A 15,955-nucleotide genomic window follows, 5' to 3' on the forward strand; every position below is an offset into this window, starting at 1 on the left:
TAACAGATGATCATCGGGGTGGGGATCGACGTGGCGGAGATCGACCGCTTCGCCGCGTCGATCGAGCGCACGCCCGGGCTGCTCCAGCGCCTCTTCGTCGAGAGCGAGCTGCTGCTCCCCAGCGGCGAGCGGCGCGGCCCGGCCTCGCTCGCGGTGCGGTTCGCCGCGAAGGAGGCACTGGCGAAGGCGCTCGGGGCGCCGGGCGGGCTGCTCTGGACGGACGCCGAGGTGTACGTCGAGGGCACCGGTCAGCCGCGGCTGCGCGTCCGGGGGACCGTGGCCGCCCGTGCGGCGGACCTCGGCGTCCGGCACTGGCACGTCTCGCTGAGCCACGACGCGGGGGTGGCCTCGGCCGTGGTGATCGCCGAGGGCTGACGCTCCCGCGGGGGCACCAGGGGCCCGGCCGTCCTCGGACGGCCGGGCCCCTGCCGGTCCGGGGCGACGGGCCGGGTCCGGCCTCGTCGGTGCAGGGCGGCGGGTGGGGCCTCCCGGCCCGCCCCGGCCGTCGGCGGTTCGTCCCGGGCGGGTGCCCGGGGACTGCGGCAGACTGCGGACCATGCGAACCGCTCACCGCGTCGAGACCGTACGGGCCGCAGAGGCCGCCCTCATGGCCCGCCTGCCCGCGGGCGCCCTCATGCAGCGGGCCGCCGCCGGACTCGCCGCGGCCTGCTTCTCCCTCCTCGGCAAGGGGCGGGTGTACGGGGCCAGGGTCGTCCTCCTCGTCGGCAGCGGCGACAACGGCGGCGACGCGCTGTACGCCGGCGCGCGGCTCGCCCGGCGCGGCGCCGGCGTCACGGCCGTGCTGCTCGGGGCCCGGGCCCACGAGGGCGGGCTCGCGGCCCTCCGGGCGGCGGGCGGCCGGACCACCGACGACCCCTTCGACGCCCTCGCCGCCGCCGACCTCGTCCTCGACGGCATCACCGGCATCGGCGGACACGGCGGCCTGCGCCCCGACGCCGTCCCCGTCGCCCGGGCCGCGCGCGGCTCCGGCGCGGTCGTCGTCGCCGTCGACCTGCCCAGCGGGGTCGACGCCGACACCGGCGAGGTCGGCGGGGAGGCGCTGCGGGCCGACGCCACGATCACCTTCGGCACGTACAAGCCGGGGCTGCTCGTCGACCCCGCACGCGAGTACGCCGGGGCGCTGCGGCTCGTCGACATCGGCCTCGGGCCCGTCCTGCCGGGCGTCCCCGAGCTGGAGGCGCTCCAGCACGAGGACGTCGCCCGGCTGCTGCCGTCGCCCGGCGCCGAGAGCGACAAGTACCGCCGCGGTGTCCTCGGCGTCGTCGCCGGCTCCGCCCGCTACCCCGGCGCGGCCGTCCTCGCCGTGGCCGGGGCGCTGCGGGGCGGCGCCGGGGCCGTCCGGTACGTCGGGCCCGCCGCCGACGCGGTGATCGCCGCCCACCCCGAGACGCTGGTCCACGCCGGACCGCCTGCCAGGGCGGGCCGGGTCCAGGCATGGGTCGTCGGTCCCGGCATCGGCGACGACACCGGCGTCGTCGCCGAGGTCCTCGCCACCGACGTCCCCGTCCTGGTCGACGCCGACGGACTGCGCGGTCTCGACCCGGCCGTCGTGCGGGGCCGCACCGCGCCCACCCTCCTCACCCCGCACGCGGGCGAGGCGGCGGCGCTCCTCGGCGTCGCCCGGGAGACGGTCGAGGCGGGGCGGCTCGAAGCCGTCCGCGCGCTCGCGGCCCGCTTCGGCGCGACGGTCCTGCTCAAGGGCTCCACGACGCTCGTGTGCGGCCCGGACGCCGGTCCCGTACGGGTCAACCCGACCGGCACCCCGTGGCTCGCCACCGCGGGCAGCGGCGACGTCCTGTCCGGCCTCTGCGGCTCCCTCCTCGCCGCCGGGCTCCCCGCCCTGGACGCTGGCTCCTGCGGCGCCTACCTCCACGGCCTCGCCGCCCGCCGGGCCTCCGCGCACTCCGCGCCGATCACGGCGGGCGACGTCGCCGACGCGCTCCGGCCGGCCTGGCACGACGTGACGACCCCCGACCGGCCCGCCTCGTAACCCCGACCCTGCCCGGCCCGACCCTGCCCGGGGCCCCGGTCGGGGGAAGTCGTTGGGCCAGAGGCGGCGTCCGGCGCGCGGGGCGGGCGGCGGGGGGATGGGGTGGGTGGGGTGATCAATGGGAGAAGGCGCAGAGCGCAGATGGTGTGGGTGCTGGCCGCGGTGATGGTCTGGGGGCCGGTGGGGGCCGCCGCGGCGGCGCCCGCGGTCCCGGTGCCCGTGGCCGAGGGGCCCGGGTCCGGGGAGCAGGCGGACGTCGAGCTGGTGCCCGGGGTGGAGGGGGGCGGGAGGCCGGAGTACCCGATGGACACGCCCGACCAGGTGCTGCCGCCGCTGGATCCGGAGGGGGAGGTCCCGGTGCCGCTCCCCGACGCCGGGGAGGAGGGGGAGGTGGAGTACCTGCCGAGGAGCGCGGTGGGCGCGGCCTGCACGGCGAGCACGGGGAGGCACCAGCGGCGCGTGGAGCGGCTGCTGGGGCTGAAGGCGGACGGGAGGCAGTCCGCGGCGGACTGCAGGGCGATCCGGGCCTTCCAGGTGAAGGAGCGGATCAAGCCGGCGAACGGGTACGCGGGGCCGGTGACGTGGGCGAGGGCGGAGCTGCTGGCGGCGCGGAGGTCGCTGGACCCGGCGAAGCGGTGCCCGGTGAGGACGTACCCGGTGGCGTGCGTGGACCTGGACCGGCAGCTGATGTGGGTGCGGAAGGGGAAGAAGGTGACCTTCCCCGTGGTGAACATCCGCAGCGGGCGGCCCGGGTACGCGACCAGGAAGGGCTGGAAGTCCGTGTACTGGCGCCACAAGGACCACTGGTCGTCCCTCTACGACACTCCCATGCCGTTCGCCCAGTTCTTCGACGGCGGCCAGGCGTTCCACGCCGTGTACGGGCAGCTCGCCACGCCGACCGGCAGCCGCGGCTGCGTCAATCTGAGCTACCGGAACGCGGAGAAACTCTGGGGCGTCCTCAAGAAGGGTGACCGGGTCTACATCTGGGGGAAGCGGCCGGGCAGCTGACACCTGAGAGACTGGGCGCGATGACTGAGACACCGCCGCCCCGCAGAGCCCGCGCCGAGATCGACCTCGGTGCGCTGCGTGCGAACGTCCGCACGCTGCGCGCCCGCGTCGCCCCCCACGTCCGGCTCATGGCCGTGGTCAAGGCCGACGCGTACGGACACGGCGCCGTGCCCTGCGCCCGGGCCGCGCTGGAGGCCGGCGCCGACTGGCTGGGCACGGCCACCCCGCAGGAGGCGCTGGCGCTGCGGGCCGCCGGGATCACGGACGTGCCGGTGATGTGCTGGCTCTGGACGCCCGGCGACCCGTGGGACCGGGGCATCGAGGCGGGTCTCGACATGTCCGTGAGCGGGATGTGGGCGCTGCGGGAGGTCGTCGCCGCCGCGGAGGCGACCGGCCGGCGCGCGCGGATCCAGCTGAAGGCCGACACCGGGCTCGGGCGCAACGGGTGTCAGCCCGCCGACTGGCCGGAGCTCGTCACCGAGGCCCTGAAGGCGGAGGCGCAGGGCCTGGTCAAGGTGACGGGGCTGTGGTCGCACTTCGCCTGTGCGGACGAGCCCCACCACCCGTCGATCGCCGCGCAGCTCGACGTCTTCCGCTCGATGCTGGACCTCGCGGAGAAGGCGGGCGTCGAGCCCGAGGTGCGGCACATCGCCAACTCGCCGGCCACCCTCACCCTGCCCGAGGCCCACTTCGACCTGGTCCGGCCCGGCATCGCGATGTACGGCGTGTCGCCGAGCCCGGAGCTCGGCACCTCCGCCGAGCTCGGCCTGCGGCCCGTCATGGCGCTGAAGGGGAGCATCGCGCTGGTCAAGGAGGTGCCGGCCGGTCACGGGGTGAGCTACGGGCACCACTACGTCACGGAGCGCGAGACCACGCTGGGGCTCGTCCCCCTGGGGTACGCCGACGGCGTCCCCCGGCACGCGTCGGGCCGCGGGCCCGTCCTGGTCGGCGACACCGTCCGTACGGTCGCCGGGCGGGTCGCCATGGACCAGTTCGTGGTCGACCTGGGCGGCGACACCCCCGAGCCGGGCACCGAGGCGGTGCTCTTCGGTTCCGGGGAGCGGGGCGAGCCGACGGCCGAGGACTGGGCGGTGGCGGCCGACACCATCGCGTACGAGATCGTCACCCGGATCGGCGCGCGCGTGCCGCGCGTCTATCTGGACGCGTAGCGACGCACGAGGGGGATGGCGTGGGCGAGACCAGCAGCTGGCGGCGGGCGGGTTTCGCCGGTGCCGCGATAGGCGTGCTCGCCGCGGGCGCGGCCGCCGGAGTCGCGGTCGAGCGGCTCACGGTGGGCCGGTCCGTACGGCAGAAGGCGCGACTGGCCCTGGACGCCACCGAGCCGTACGGCGGTCTGCGCGGCACGCCCGGCCGGGCGACCGCCGACGACGGGACCGTCCTGTACTACGAGGTGGACGAGGTCGAGCCGGATCCGCCGGCCGGCCGCCGCCGCCGGCTCTTCGGGCGGAAGGAACCCGCCCCCGTCACGGTCGTGTTCAGCCACGGCTACTGCCTCAACCAGGACTCCTGGCACTTCCAGCGGGCCGCGCTGCGCGGTCTCGTCCGCAGCGTCCACTGGGACCAGCGCAGCCACGGCCGGTCGGGCCAGGGGGTGGCCCAGACGGGTCCCGACGCGGTGCCCGTCACCATCGACCGGCTGGGCCGGGACCTGCGGGCGGTCATCGACGCGGCGGCGCCCGAGGGCCCGCTGGTGCTCGTCGGGCACTCGATGGGCGGCATGACGGTGATGGCGCTCGCGGAGCGGTGGCCGGAGCTGATCCGCGACCGGGTGGTCGGCGTCGCCCTCGTGGGCACCTCGGCGGGCCGGCTGGGCGAGGTGTCCTACGGGCTGCCGATCGCCGGGGTCAACGCCGTCCGGCGGGTCCTGCCGGGGGTCCTGCGGGCGCTGGGTTCCCAGGCGGAGCTGGTCGAGCGCGGGCGGCGGGCGACCGCCGACCTCTTCGCCGGGCTGATCAAGAAGTACTCCTTCTCCTCGAAGGACGTGGACCCGGCGGTGGCCCGGTTCGCCGAGCGGATGATCGAGTCGACCCCGATCGACGTGGTCGCCGCGTTCTACCCGGCCTTCGCCGAGCACGACAAGGCGGCGGCCCTCGCCGCCTTCCGCGACGTTCCGGTGCTGGCGCTGGCCGGCGACAACGACCTGGTGACCCCCAGCTCCCACACCGAGGCCATCGGCGACCTGCTCCCGGACGCGGAGCTGGTCATCGTCCCCGACGGCGGCCATCTGGTGATGCTGGAGCACCCCGAGGCGGTCACCGACCGGCTCGCCGACCTGCTCGTGCGGGCCGGAGCGGTCCCGGAGGCGGCCCGGCCGCGGTGAGGGCGGACGCCCGCAAGAGCTAAGTTTGCGGGTATGGAAGCAGCGCACCCGCCCGTCTCCGGCGCGACCCTCTCCGTGGACTCCCCGCAGCAGATGCAGGAGCTCGGCCGCCGGCTCGCGAAGATCCTCCGCCCCGGAGACCTCGTCATGCTCACCGGCGAACTCGGTGCCGGGAAGACCACGCTCACCCGCGGCCTCGGCGAGGGGCTCGGCGTGCGTGGCGCCGTCACCTCCCCGACGTTCGTCATCGCCCGCGTCCACCCGTCCCTGGTCGGCGGCCCGGCCCTGGTGCACGTGGACGCGTACCGCCTCGGCGGCGGCCTCGACGAGATGGAGGACCTCGATCTCGACGTCTCGCTGCCCGAGTCCGTGGTGGTGGTCGAGTGGGGCGACGGCAAGGTCGAGGAGCTCACCGACGACCGGCTGCACCTCCTCATCCACCGGGTGACCGGCGACACCGACGACGACCGGCGCACGGTCGTGCTGCGCGGGATCGGGGCGCGCTGGGCCGGCGAGGAGCTGGCCGCGCTCTGAACGGAGGGGGCCGGACGGGCGGCGTGCCGCCCGTAGGTTCCGACAACGTGTCGGCAAGGTGTTGCGTGGGTCGTACGAGCCGTGGTCACATGGACGCACGAGCTGGTTAGGCGTACCTAACCTACGGGAGGCATGCATGGCGACGCCGGAGCGCGCGGAACCCGGCCGGGACCACGTCTCGATGAGTGAGCTGCTGGCGTCCTGCGTGGCCGCCCGGGCGCTCTCGACACCGCCGGCCAAGACCGCCGAGGAGCGCGACCGGGCCGAGGCGGAGCCGTCGGCCGTGCGCGACGAAGCGGCCTGACCGGCAGGAACACGCCGACCGCCGGGACACTCCTGCCGGCAGGGACAACCCGACCGCAGGGACACCCCGACCGGCGGGACACCCTGCCATGAGCCGCCCGGACACCGTCGCGGACGGCGGTGCGGGCGCGGGAGGCCGCGGGCCGTCTCAGGCGACGACGACGACCTTCGCGCCGATGACCGCGAAGGTCCACAGGGCGTCGCCGTCGGCGCGCTTCATGCGGATCCCGCCGGTCTTCTTCGTCGGGTCGGGGGCCGGCGTCGAGCCGTCCACCGCGGCGCTGAAGCCGATCGCCACGTCCTGGTTGTTCGCGAACCGGACCACGTGCTCGATCTGCACGCCGTCCGAGCCGCGGACCGAACCCGAGCGCGAGGTCACCCGGTACGCGCCCGGCAGCGGGTTCACGGTGCTCGGCATCACCGCGAACGTGCGGGTCGCCTTGCCCTTGGCGTCGACCAGCCACACCCGGCGGTCGGTGAGCGCGTACACGACCCGCTCGCCGGTGCCCGAGGCCGCCGGCACCGCCAGCGGGTCCGCGGCCGGGCGCTTCGGGCCGCCGGTCGGCGAGCCGGAGGGGACGGACGCGCCCGGGTTCCGGGGCTTCACCGAGAGATCGGCGGGAGCGCTGGCCGAAGCCTGGTAGGCGAGGAACGCGACCGCGGCGACGGCCGCCGCCGTGAGCCCGGCCACGAATCCCGAGCTGCTCCGTGCCACCGTGCCCACCTCTCGTACGAACGTATCGAAGGGTGACGGTAGCAGCCGCCGCCCCGAGGTTCGGGGCACCGGGCCCGGGAGCCGTAGGCTGTTCGCGTGCTGTTGCTCGCCATGGATACCGCCACCCCCGCCGTCACCGTCGCCCTGCACGACGGCGAGGCCGTCGTCGCCTCGTCGAGCCAGGTCGACGCCCGCCGTCACGGGGAGCTGCTGCTGCCCGCCGTCGACCGGGTCCTCAAGGAGGCCGGCCTCGCGCTCGACGCGGTCACCGGCGTCGTCGTCGGCGTCGGCCCCGGCCCGTACACGGGTCTCCGCGTCGGTCTGGTCACCGCCGCCACCTTCTCCTCCGCCCTCGGCGTGCCCGTCCACGGACTGTGCACCCTCGACGGCCTCGCCTACGCCGCCGGCCTCGACGAGCCCTTCGCCGTCGCCACGGACGCGCGGCGCAAGGAGGTCTACTGGGCGCGCTACGACGACTCCCGCACCCGGGTGACCGACGCGGCCGTCGACCGGCCCGCCGACATCGCCGAGCGGCTCGCCGGCCTCCCGGTCGTCGGCGCGGGCGCCCGTCTCTACCCCGACGCCTTCCCCGACGCCCGCGACCCCGAGCACCAGTCGGCCGCGGCGCTCGCCGCCCTCGCCGCCGAGCGGCTCGCCGCCGGCGGGGACGGCTTCCTCGACCCGCTGCCGATGTACCTGCGGCGCCCCGACGCGCAGGTGCCGAAGAACTACAAGGTGGTCACCCCCCAGTGACCGCCGTGCTGCGGGAGATGCGCTGGTGGGACATCGCCCCCGTGCTCGCCCTCGAAGCGGAGCTCTTCCCCGAGGACGCCTGGTCCGCGGGGATGTTCTGGTCCGAGCTGGCGCACTCCCGGGGGCCGGGCGCCACCCGCCGCTACATCGTCGCGGAGACCCCCGACGGGGACGGCGGGCAGCGGCTCGTCGGCTACGCGGGACTCGCCGCCGCCGGCGGACTCGGCGACGTGCAGACGATCGCCGTCTCCCGCGACCAGTGGGGGACCGGGCTCGGCGCCCGGCTCCTCACCGACCTGCTCCACCACGCCACCGCCTTCGAGTGCGACGAGGTCCTCCTCGAAGTGCGCGTGGACAACACCCGGGCCCAGCAGCTCTACGAGCGCTTCGGCTTCGAGCCCATCGGTTTCCGGCGCGGCTACTACCAGCCCGGAAACGTGGACGCGCTCGTGATGCGACTGACCGTTCAAGGAACCGGGACAGAGATCTGATGTCCGTACCGACCATGGCTGGAATGACTGATGGCTGCTGACGAACCGCTCGTACTCGGCATCGAGACCTCCTGTGACGAGACCGGCGTCGGCATCGTCCACGGCACCACGCTCCTCGCGGACGCCATCGCCTCCAGCGTCGACACCCACGCCCGCTTCGGCGGCGTCGTGCCCGAGATCGCCTCCCGCGCCCATCTGGAGGCGATGGTCCCGACGATCGAGCGCGCCCTGAAGACGGCCGGCGTCTCGGCGAAGGACCTCGACGGCATCGCCGTCACCGCGGGCCCCGGCCTGGCGGGCGCGCTGCTCGTCGGCGTCTCGGCGGCCAAGGCGTACGCCTACGCGCTCGGCAAGCCGCTCTACGGCGTCAACCACCTGGCCTCGCACATCTGCGTCGACCAGCTGGAGCACGGCAAGCTGCCCGAGCCGACGATGGCCCTGCTGGTCTCCGGCGGCCACTCCTCGCTGCTGCTCTCCGCCGACATCACCTCCGACGTGCGCCCGATGGGCGCGACCATCGACGACGCGGCCGGCGAGGCGTTCGACAAGATCGCCCGCGTGCTCGACCTCGGCTTCCCCGGCGGACCGGTCATCGACCGGCTCGCCAAGGAGGGCGACCCGGCCGCCATCGCGTTCCCGCGCGGTCTGAGCGGCTCGCGGGACCCCGCGTACGACTTCTCCTTCTCCGGCCTCAAGACCGCCGTGGCCCGCTGGATCGAGGCCAAGCGGGCGGCCGGCGAGGAGGTGCCGGTCCGGGACGTGGCCGCGTCCTTCCAGGAGGCGGTCGTGGACGTGCTCACCCGCAAGGCCGTCCGGGCCTGCAAGGACGAGGGCGTCGACCACCTGATGATCGGCGGCGGCGTCGCCGCCAACTCGCGGCTGCGGGCCCTCGCCCAAGAGCGCTGCGAGCGGGCCGGCATCCGGCTGCGGGTGCCCCGTCCCGGTCTGTGCACGGACAACGGCGCGATGGTCGCGGCGCTCGGTTCGGAGATGGTGGCCCGCAACCGGCCGGCCTCCGACCTGGAGCTGTCGGCGGACTCGTCCCTGCCGGTGACCGACCCGCACGTGCCCGGCAGCGCGCACGACCACGCCCACGGTCACGACCACGTGCACGAGGTCAGCAAGGAGAACCTGTACTCGTGAGGCTCACCCTCATGTGGGAGGCGCGGGCCGCCCAGGACCGGGGTGCCGAGCTCCTGGAGTGGGCGCGGGCGCAGGTCCTCGCCCGGGAGCCGGTCCGCCGGGAGATCTTCCGGGCCCCCCAGGACCGGGTCCTCGTCCTCACCTGGTGGGAGGCGGAGGCGTTCGACGCCGAGCTGCCCGAACTGCCGGAGCCGGACGCCGATCTGATCACCCGCCCGGTCCACCGCTGGCGCTTCGAATCGGTCGCATAGGCGGTCGCACGAGCGGTCGCACAGGCGGCCTTCGGGCCCGAGGGCCACGTCGGCCGCATGACGGGATCGGTCGAATAAGCGAGCTTCGGGCAACCATTCGACCGCTGGGGGCATCCCACAGCGCGTGAAGAAGACGATCGCGCTGTGGGCGGCCCTGACCGCCGTCGCCCTCCTGGTGACCGGCTGCACGGCCGAGGACGGTCCCGCCGCCGCTCCCGCCCCCGTGGCCACCCCGACCGGCGGTGCGTCCGGCGGAGGCGCCGACGGGGCGTCCGCCGGGTCGGCCGGAGGGGCGGCCGGCGCGCACCGGGCGCCCGGAGCCGGCGGCGCCCGCGCGGCCGCGTACCGCAAGTGGGGTCTCCGGCCCTTCGCGGCACCGCCCGCCCCGCCCGCGGTCAAGCCCGTGGTCCGCCCGCCCGGCGGACCGGTGCCGGTCATCAGCGAGATACCCACCCGCGAGAAGATCGTCTTCCTCACCATCGACGACGGGGCCGAGAAGGACCCCGCCTTCGTCGAGATGATGAGGGACCTCGACATCCCCTTCACGATGTTCCTCACCGACGCCGCCATCCGCGCCGACTACGGGTACTTCGCGCCGCTCGTCGCCCAGGGCCACGGCCTCGCCAACCACACCCTCACCCACCCGAACCTGCGCACCCTCTCCCAGGAGGCCCAGCGCCGCGAGATATGCGGCCAGCAGACCCGGCTGCGGGAGCGGTACGGCCAGGTCCCCCGCCTCTTCCGACCCCCGTACGGCAACTGGAACGAGGCCACGCGCGCGGCGGCGGGGGAGTGCGGGGTCGACGCGATCGTCCTGTGGCGCGAGTCCATGCAGATCAAGAACATGCAGTACCAGCGCGGCGACCGGAAGCTCCGACCCGGCGACATCGTCCTGGCCCACTTCCGCGGCCCCTCCGAGCTCAAGGGCCGCACGATGACCGAGATGACGGCGACCATGCTGCGCCGCATCCAGGAACAGGGCTTCACCGTGGCCCGCCTGGAGGACTACGTCTAGAACTTCTCCTGGCGTGGTGTCGATGCGGCCCCTCCCCGTTCGACGTATGTGTGGAAGGCGGGGAACGGCCCCGCCACCGCACCACCGAGGAGTCGTCATGCCCCGCTTCCTGTCCCTCGTCCGCATCGAGGAGAACACCATCGACATGGAGAGCGCCGACCCCGGCTTCGAGGAGCGGATGGGCGCGCTCTTCGAGGAGATCGGCAAGGCCGGCGCGATGGTGGACACCGCCGGTCTGCGGCCGACCGCCGAGGCCACCCGGATCACCTGGTCGGACGGGAAGCTGTCGTACACCGACGGACCGTTCACCGAGACCAAGGAGGTCGTCGGCGGCTACGCGATGCTCCAGTGCAAGGACATGGCCGAGGCCGTCGAGTGGGGGAAGCGCTTCCTCGCCGTCCACCCGCCGCACTGGAAGGTCGGCCTGGAGGTCCGCGAGGTCGAGGAGATGCCGGAGGGCTGACCCGCGGTGTGCTGTCATGTGACCCGTGACGGTGCAGAGCACGGTGGAGACGGTCTTCCGGATGGAGTCGGCGCGGATCATCGCCACCGTGGCGAGGATCGTCCGCGACGTCGGCATCGCCGAGGAGATCGCGCAGGACGCCCTCGTCTCCGCCCTTGAGCAGTGGCCGCGGTCGGGCGTCCCGGAACGGCCGGGTGCCTGGCTGACGGCCGCCGCCAAGCACCGCGCCGTCGACCTGGTGCGGCGGCGCGAGACGTACGCCCGGAAGCTCGCCGAGGTCGGCCGGACGCTCACGGAGGCGTCGTACGACCCCGAGCCGTCCGGCCCCGGCGACATCGACGACGACGTCCTCCGGCTCGTCTTCACCGCCTGCCACCCCGTGCTCTCCGCCGAGGCGCGGGCGGCGCTCACGCTCCGGCTCGTCGGCGGGCTCAGGACCGACGAGATCGCCCGCGCCTTCCTCGTCCCGGAGGCGACCGTCGCGGCGCGCGTCACCCGTGCCAAGCGGACCCTCGCCCGGGAGGGCGTCGCGTTCGAGGTGCCGTACGGGGAGGAGCGCGCCGCCCGGCTCGGCTCCGTCCTGGAGGTCGTCTACCTGATCTTCAACGAGGGGTACGCGGCCACCGCCGGCGACGACCTGCTGCGGCCCGGCCTGTGCGAGGACGCGCTGCGGCTCGCCCGCGGGCTGGCCGTCCTCATGCCCGAGGAGAGCGAGGTGCACGGCCTCGCCGCCCTCCTCGAACTGCAGGCGTCCCGGACGGCCGCCAGGACCGGCGCCGGCGGCCGGCCGGTGCTCCTCGCCGAGCAGAACCGGCGGCGCTGGGACCGGCTGCTGATCCGGCGCGGGTTCGCGGCCCTGGCGCGGGCCGGGGACGGGCGCTCCTACGGCCCGTACGCCCTCCAGGCCGCGATCGCCGCCTGCCACGCGCGGGCGGCCTCGTACGAGGTGACGGACTGGGCGACCATCGCCGCGCTGTACGGCCGGCTCGGCGTCCTCGCGCCCTCCCCGGTGGTCGAACTGAACCGCGCCGTCGCCGTGTCGATGACCGAGGGCCCGGCCGCGGCCCTCCCCCTCGTCGACGCCCTCGCCGACGAACCCGCCCTCGCGCGCTACCACTTGCTGCCCAGCGTCCGGGGCGACCTGCTGGAACGGCTCGGGCGGACGGCGGAGGCGCGCGCCGAGTTCGAACGGGCGGCGGCCCTCACCCGCAACGAGAGCGAGCGGGCTCTGCTGCGGGCGCGGGCCGCGGAGGGGGAGCCCGGGGACCGGAGGCCCGGAAGTCCGTCGCGGGGGCCGGCCGACGGCGCTTAGGGTCGGGGCATGTCCCCGCGCACGCCCCTTCCCCCGCCGCCCCCGCCCGCCGAACTCCGCAGCTGGCCCGACCGCGAGGCGCTGCTCGCCGACCGGGCGCGCGCACTCGACGAGCTGGGACGACGCCTGCTGGGCCCCGGACGGCTCGCGATGTTCCTCGTGTGGTGCGCGCTCCTGGAGCTGGGCTGGGGACTGGTCGGCGTGCTGTTGACCTCGCTCGGCGGACCGGCGCCCGACCCGCTCACCGTCATGACGGGGGTCTTCGCCACGGTCCTCGGCATCGGCGTCCTCGTCCCGGTCGGCTGGCTGACCGTCCGCGGCCTGCGGCGCGACCGGACCGTCCGCGAGCTGACCGTCCGGTGGGCGGCGCTCGACCGGCACGGCCCGACGGACGCCCGGCTGCGCGCCCCCGCCCTCAGCGCCTGCTGGCTGCTGCTCTCCTTCGCGATGTGCGGGACGGGGCTCTGGCTGGGCTTCGCCGTGCCCGCGGGCGCGCGGTGGGAGGACGGGGGCTACGGCCTGGTCGCGTACGGCATGGGCGCCGCCCTGATCCTCTGGGTCATCGGGCTCACCGGCCTGACGAAGGCCCTCGGCCACTACCGCTTCGCGGTGCGGCTCACCGGCCCCCGCCCGCGGGCCGGCCGATCAGCATCGTCGGGGCTCCCGCGACCCGAGTGAGCAGCACCGTCGCCGCGTTGGGGCCCTTGGGCTTCACCCTGCGCCGGATCTCCTCGGGTTCGACCGCCGAGCCGCGCTTCTTCACGGTCAGCGTGCCGACCTCCCGCTCCCGCAGCAACGCCTTCAACTTCTTCAGGTTGAAGGGGAGTTCGTCGGTGATCTCGTAGGCCGCGGCGTACGGGGTGGGGACGAGCGAATCGGCCGTGACGTACGCGATCGTCTCGTCGATCAGACCGCCGTCCAGCTCCTCGGCGACCTCGGCGACGAGGTGCGCGCGGATGACCGCGCCGTCCGGTTCGTAGAGGTAGCGGCCGACCGGCCGGACCGCCGGGTCGGACAGTCCCCGGCCGGTGAGTCCGGCGCCGGAGGGCAGCAGCGTGGCGCGCCGGGCGCCCGGTTCCGTGCCGAACCAGAGCACCGCCTCCTTCACGTCCCCGCCGTCCGAGATCCACTCCGCCTCGGCGTCCGCGGGGACGGCCTCGTGCGGGATGCCGGGCGCCACCTTCAGGGCGGCGTGCCGGGCCTTGCGGGCCGCCTCGACGGCCCAGGACAGCGGCGGCGAGTACGCCTCCGGGTCGAAGATCCGGCCCCGCCCGCCGCGCCGCGCGGGGTCGACGAAGACCGCGTCGTACGGGCTGGTGTCGATCTCGGTCACGTCCGCGCAGCGGACCTCGATCAGCTCCGCGAGGCCGAGCGCCGCCGCGTTGGCCCTGACCGCCTCGGCGGTCAGCGGGTCGCGGTCGACCGCCAGGACGGAGATCCCGGCGCGGGCGAGCGCGATCGCGTCGCCGCCGATCCCGGAGCAGAGGTCCGCGACGCTGCCGACGCCGAGCGCCTTCAGCCGGGCCGCCCGGTAGGCGCCGACCGAGGCGCGGGTCGACTGCTCGACGCCGTTCGGCGTGAAGTACATGCGGTACGCGTCCTCGGCGCCGAACTTCGCCACCGCCCGCTGCCGCAGCCGTGCCTGGCCGATCGCCGCCGTGACCAGCTCGGCGGGATGGTCGCGGCGCAGCCGGGAGACCACCGCCAGCTCCTGGGCGGGGTCGTGGTCGCGCAGGGCGGTCAGGAGCGTCTGGCCCTCGGGGCCGAGCAGGGAGGCGAAGGAGGCGAGGTCGGTCACCCGTCCCATTGTGGGCCCTGCGCCGCTGTGGGCCGGCCGGGGGACGGCGGGGCCGTACGGCGGTGTCGCGCCGGGTGAAGGGGGTTCCGCGCTGACAGGATGCGGCGCCATGCAGCTCGTACGACAAAAGGAAGAATTGATGGCAATCGGCGCGCCCCACCCCCGTCCTCGGGCCCTCGGGGCCGCCCTCCTCGTCGCCGCCCTCGCCGCGACGGCCACGGCCTGCTCCGGCGCCGCCGAACCGGACCGGGGCGCCCCCGGCCCCGCCGCCGGACAGCAGGCCCCGGCCGTCCAGGGCGCCTCCGGCGCACTCAACGCCCAGCTGGAGAAGGTCCGCAAGCAGCGCGCCGCCCGCGCGCTCGCCGCCAAGAAGTGGGGCCTGACCCGGACCCCGCTGGAGGCGCCCGCCCCGCCCGCCGTCAAGCCGAAGATCACCACCCGCAAGGGCTTCGAGACCGACGGCGAGGGCCTCCCGCCCGTCTTCACCACCGTCCCGACCCAGCAGAAGGTCGTCTTCCTCACCATCGACGACGGCGCGGAGAAGGACCCCGCCCTGCTGCGGATGATGGACGAACTCCGGATCCCCTACAGCGCCTTCCTCAGCGACTACGTCGTCAGCGACGACTACGGCTACTTCGCGAAGATGCAGAAGTCCGGCGTCTCCCTGCACAACCACACGCTGAACCACCGCTACCTGCCCGCCCTCTCCTACGCCAAGCAGAAGCGCGAGATCTGCGGCATGCAGGAGGTCATCGAGAAGAAGTTCGGCAAGCGGCCGCCGCTCTTCCGGCCTCCCTACGGCAACTACAACGAGGACACCCTGCGCGCGGCCGCGTCCTGCGGGGTCAAGGCCGTCCCGCTCTGGGCCGCCGAGGCGTTCCCCGACCACATGGAGTGGCGCGAGTGGGACCGCGACCTGCACCCCGGCGACATCGTGCTCACCCACTTCCGCGGCAAGGAGGACTGGAAGGGCACCATGCCGGACATGATCCGGCGGGTGATGGACGTGATCACCTCCAAGGGGTACGCCGTCGCGAAGCTGGAGGACTACGTGTGAGGACCCGGGCGCGGCGGTGGACCGCCGCTCTCGCCGTCACCGGCACGCTCCTCGCCCTCCCGGCCTGCGCCTCCTCGGTCGACCCGATCGAACGGCTCGGCCGGAAGGCGGTGGAACGGGTCGGCCACCGGCCCGCACCGACCCGCGAGGAGGCGCGTGACGAGAGGCCGGAAGGCGTCCCCCACGCGGCGGACGCCCGGGGGTGCGAGAGCCGGACGCACGACCTGCCGGAACGCCGGCCGGTCACGCCACGGAGCGATGAATTGGCACTCCGCTTGACCGAGTGCTAATCGCGGTCATAGTCTCGGCTCTGGCACTCCCCACTGGAGAGTGCCAACACAGCGACAGGCAGGTCCGGCACCCGCGACGACGGATCGACCTGGTCGCCACCTCAGACAGTTAGCCCCGTGAGATCTCCGAAGGGGGAGGTCGGATCGTGACGACCACCAGCTCCAAGGTTGCCATCAAGCCGCTCGAGGACCGCATTGTGGTCCAGCCGCTCGACGCCGAGCAGACCACCGCCTCTGGCCTGGTCATTCCGGACACCGCCAAGGAGAAGCCCCAGGAGGGCGTCGTCCTGGCCGTGGGCCCGGGCCGCTTCGAGAACGGCGAGCGTCTGCCGCTCGACGTCAAGACCGGCGACATCGTGCTGTACAGCAAGTACGGCGGCACCGAGGTGAAGTACAACGGCGAGGAGTACCTCGTCCTCTCGGCTCGCGACGTGCTCGCGATCGTCGAGAAGTAATTCACCGAAGTACCC

19 protein-coding genes are annotated in these 15,955 nt (G+C 74.7%); 17 read left to right on the forward strand and 2 right to left on the reverse strand.

The genetic code is table 11. From position 1 onward, the window contains the following. The first annotated feature begins 6 nt into the window (after nucleotides 1–6). The 7 genes from AB0424_RS12850 to AB0424_RS12880 all read left to right on the forward strand — a co-directional run bounded on the left by AB0424_RS12850 (nucleotide 7) and on the right by AB0424_RS12880 (nucleotide 6,198). Nucleotides 7–375, forward strand: coding sequence for a holo-ACP synthase (locus AB0424_RS12850; protein WP_366304616.1), 369 nt, complete (start codon nucleotides 7–9; stop codon nucleotides 373–375). Between the two features lie 181 nt (nucleotides 376–556). Further along, the gene (locus AB0424_RS12855) at nucleotides 557–2,011 is read left to right on the forward strand and encodes an NAD(P)H-hydrate dehydratase (RefSeq protein ID WP_366304617.1); all 1,455 of its coding nucleotides are present in this window, start codon (nucleotides 557–559) and stop codon (nucleotides 2,009–2,011) included. Between the two features lie 141 nt (nucleotides 2,012–2,152). Beyond that, nucleotides 2,153–3,019, forward strand: a complete 867-nt coding sequence (locus AB0424_RS12860) for a L,D-transpeptidase (protein ID WP_366304618.1) — start codon at nucleotides 2,153–2,155, stop codon at nucleotides 3,017–3,019. A gap of 20 nt (nucleotides 3,020–3,039) precedes the next feature. After that, complete coding sequence (gene alr / locus AB0424_RS12865) at nucleotides 3,040–4,188, forward strand: alanine racemase (protein ID WP_366304620.1); 1,149 nt, start codon at nucleotides 3,040–3,042, stop codon at nucleotides 4,186–4,188. 20 nt (nucleotides 4,189–4,208) lie between these two features. Continuing rightward, nucleotides 4,209–5,360 carry an alpha/beta hydrolase gene (locus tag AB0424_RS12870; RefSeq protein ID WP_366304621.1) on the forward strand — a complete coding sequence of 384 codons (1,152 nt, stop codon included), beginning with the start codon at nucleotides 4,209–4,211 and terminating at the stop codon, nucleotides 5,358–5,360. A 33-nt stretch (nucleotides 5,361–5,393) separates the two neighbouring features. Further along, nucleotides 5,394–5,894, forward strand: a complete 501-nt coding sequence (tsaE, locus tag AB0424_RS12875) for a tRNA (adenosine(37)-N6)-threonylcarbamoyltransferase complex ATPase subunit type 1 TsaE (protein WP_366304623.1) — start codon at nucleotides 5,394–5,396, stop codon at nucleotides 5,892–5,894. 136 nt (nucleotides 5,895–6,030) lie between these two features. Continuing rightward, nucleotides 6,031–6,198, forward strand: coding sequence for a hypothetical protein (locus AB0424_RS12880; RefSeq protein WP_366304625.1), 168 nt, complete (start codon nucleotides 6,031–6,033; stop codon nucleotides 6,196–6,198). Between the two features lie 147 nt (nucleotides 6,199–6,345). Here AB0424_RS12880 and AB0424_RS12885 read toward each other — a convergent pair whose 3' ends face one another. Beyond that, nucleotides 6,346–6,888 (reverse strand): L,D-transpeptidase, encoded by a 543-nt coding sequence (locus AB0424_RS12885; protein ID WP_366304789.1) that lies wholly within the window; start codon nucleotides 6,886–6,888, stop codon nucleotides 6,346–6,348. Nucleotides 6,889–7,008: 120 nt separating this feature from the next. On the opposite strand from AB0424_RS12885, the gene tsaB reads away from it, so the two are divergent. From tsaB to AB0424_RS12925, 8 genes are all read left to right on the forward strand, one after another. Continuing rightward, nucleotides 7,009–7,665 carry a tRNA (adenosine(37)-N6)-threonylcarbamoyltransferase complex dimerization subunit type 1 TsaB gene (tsaB, locus tag AB0424_RS12890; RefSeq protein ID WP_366304627.1) on the forward strand — a complete coding sequence of 219 codons (657 nt, stop codon included), beginning with the start codon at nucleotides 7,009–7,011 and terminating at the stop codon, nucleotides 7,663–7,665. A 17-nt stretch (nucleotides 7,666–7,682) separates the two neighbouring features. Next, nucleotides 7,683–8,156 carry a ribosomal protein S18-alanine N-acetyltransferase gene (gene rimI, locus AB0424_RS12895; protein WP_366304791.1) on the forward strand — a complete coding sequence of 158 codons (474 nt, stop codon included), beginning with the start codon at nucleotides 7,683–7,685 and terminating at the stop codon, nucleotides 8,154–8,156. Between the two features lie 30 nt (nucleotides 8,157–8,186). Then, nucleotides 8,187–9,299 (forward strand): tRNA (adenosine(37)-N6)-threonylcarbamoyltransferase complex transferase subunit TsaD, encoded by a 1,113-nt coding sequence (gene tsaD, locus AB0424_RS12900; RefSeq protein WP_366304628.1) that lies wholly within the window; start codon nucleotides 8,187–8,189, stop codon nucleotides 9,297–9,299. After that, the gene (locus AB0424_RS12905; RefSeq protein ID WP_366304630.1) at nucleotides 9,296–9,550 is read left to right on the forward strand and encodes a hypothetical protein; all 255 of its coding nucleotides are present in this window, start codon (nucleotides 9,296–9,298) and stop codon (nucleotides 9,548–9,550) included. Before tsaD ends, AB0424_RS12905 begins: the two co-directional genes overlap by 4 nt. 124 nt (nucleotides 9,551–9,674) lie before the next feature. After that, complete coding sequence (locus tag AB0424_RS12910; protein ID WP_366304632.1) at nucleotides 9,675–10,565, forward strand: polysaccharide deacetylase family protein; 891 nt, start codon at nucleotides 9,675–9,677, stop codon at nucleotides 10,563–10,565. A gap of 97 nt (nucleotides 10,566–10,662) precedes the next feature. Further along, nucleotides 10,663–11,028 carry a YciI family protein gene (locus AB0424_RS12915; protein WP_366304633.1) on the forward strand — a complete coding sequence of 122 codons (366 nt, stop codon included), beginning with the start codon at nucleotides 10,663–10,665 and terminating at the stop codon, nucleotides 11,026–11,028. 25 nt (nucleotides 11,029–11,053) lie between these two features. Next, nucleotides 11,054–12,340: an RNA polymerase sigma factor gene (locus AB0424_RS12920; RefSeq protein WP_366304635.1), complete on the forward strand. Its 1,287-nt coding sequence runs from the start codon at nucleotides 11,054–11,056 to the stop codon at nucleotides 12,338–12,340. A 9-nt stretch (nucleotides 12,341–12,349) separates the two neighbouring features. Continuing rightward, nucleotides 12,350–13,018 carry a hypothetical protein gene (locus AB0424_RS12925; protein ID WP_366304637.1) on the forward strand — a complete coding sequence of 223 codons (669 nt, stop codon included), beginning with the start codon at nucleotides 12,350–12,352 and terminating at the stop codon, nucleotides 13,016–13,018. On the opposite strand, the gene AB0424_RS12930 is transcribed toward AB0424_RS12925, so the two are convergent. Beyond that, a complete protein-coding gene (locus AB0424_RS12930; protein WP_366304639.1) occupies nucleotides 12,957–14,147 on the reverse strand; it encodes a class I SAM-dependent methyltransferase in 1,191 nt (396 codons plus the stop codon). The two genes, AB0424_RS12925 and AB0424_RS12930, sit on opposite strands and share 62 nt — an antisense overlap. Before the next feature lie 130 nt (nucleotides 14,148–14,277). On the opposite strand from AB0424_RS12930, the gene AB0424_RS12935 reads away from it, so the two are divergent. Then, nucleotides 14,278–15,195, forward strand: a complete 918-nt coding sequence (locus tag AB0424_RS12935; RefSeq protein ID WP_366304641.1) for a polysaccharide deacetylase family protein — start codon at nucleotides 14,278–14,280, stop codon at nucleotides 15,193–15,195. 436 nt (nucleotides 15,196–15,631) lie between these two features. Beyond that, the gene (gene groES, locus AB0424_RS12940; protein ID WP_017239619.1) at nucleotides 15,632–15,940 is read left to right on the forward strand and encodes a co-chaperone GroES; all 309 of its coding nucleotides are present in this window, start codon (nucleotides 15,632–15,634) and stop codon (nucleotides 15,938–15,940) included. Nucleotides 15,941–15,955: the final 15 nt, after the last annotated feature.

Source organism: Streptomyces sp. NPDC051180, from assembly GCF_040689545.1.
GTDB lineage: Bacteria > Actinomycetota > Actinomycetes > Streptomycetales > Streptomycetaceae > Streptomyces.

Excerpts from the sequence above, each read along its gene's own strand:
- rimI (WP_366304791.1), top strand. The coding sequence starts at position 7,683 with ATGCGCTGGTGGGACATCGCCCCCGTGCTCGCCCTCGAAGCGGAGCTC.
- AB0424_RS12850 (WP_366304616.1), top strand. The coding sequence starts at position 7 with ATGATCATCGGGGTGGGGATCGACGTGGCGGAGATCGACCGCTTCGCC.
- AB0424_RS12855 (WP_366304617.1), top strand. The coding sequence starts at position 557 with ATGCGAACCGCTCACCGCGTCGAGACCGTACGGGCCGCAGAGGCCGCC.
- AB0424_RS12860 (WP_366304618.1), top strand. The coding sequence starts at position 2,153 with ATGGTGTGGGTGCTGGCCGCGGTGATGGTCTGGGGGCCGGTGGGGGCC.
- AB0424_RS12915 (WP_366304633.1), top strand. The coding sequence starts at position 10,663 with ATGCCCCGCTTCCTGTCCCTCGTCCGCATCGAGGAGAACACCATCGAC.
- alr (WP_366304620.1), top strand. The coding sequence starts at position 3,040 with ATGACTGAGACACCGCCGCCCCGCAGAGCCCGCGCCGAGATCGACCTC.
- AB0424_RS12925 (WP_366304637.1), top strand. The coding sequence starts at position 12,350 with ATGTCCCCGCGCACGCCCCTTCCCCCGCCGCCCCCGCCCGCCGAACTC.
- tsaD (WP_366304628.1), top strand. The coding sequence starts at position 8,187 with ATGGCTGCTGACGAACCGCTCGTACTCGGCATCGAGACCTCCTGTGAC.
- tsaE (WP_366304623.1), top strand. The coding sequence starts at position 5,394 with ATGGAAGCAGCGCACCCGCCCGTCTCCGGCGCGACCCTCTCCGTGGAC.
- AB0424_RS12930 (WP_366304639.1), bottom strand. The coding sequence starts at position 14,147 with ATGGGACGGGTGACCGACCTCGCCTCCTTCGCCTCCCTGCTCGGCCCC.
- AB0424_RS12935 (WP_366304641.1), top strand. The coding sequence starts at position 14,278 with ATGGCAATCGGCGCGCCCCACCCCCGTCCTCGGGCCCTCGGGGCCGCC.
- AB0424_RS12880 (WP_366304625.1), top strand. The coding sequence starts at position 6,031 with ATGGCGACGCCGGAGCGCGCGGAACCCGGCCGGGACCACGTCTCGATG.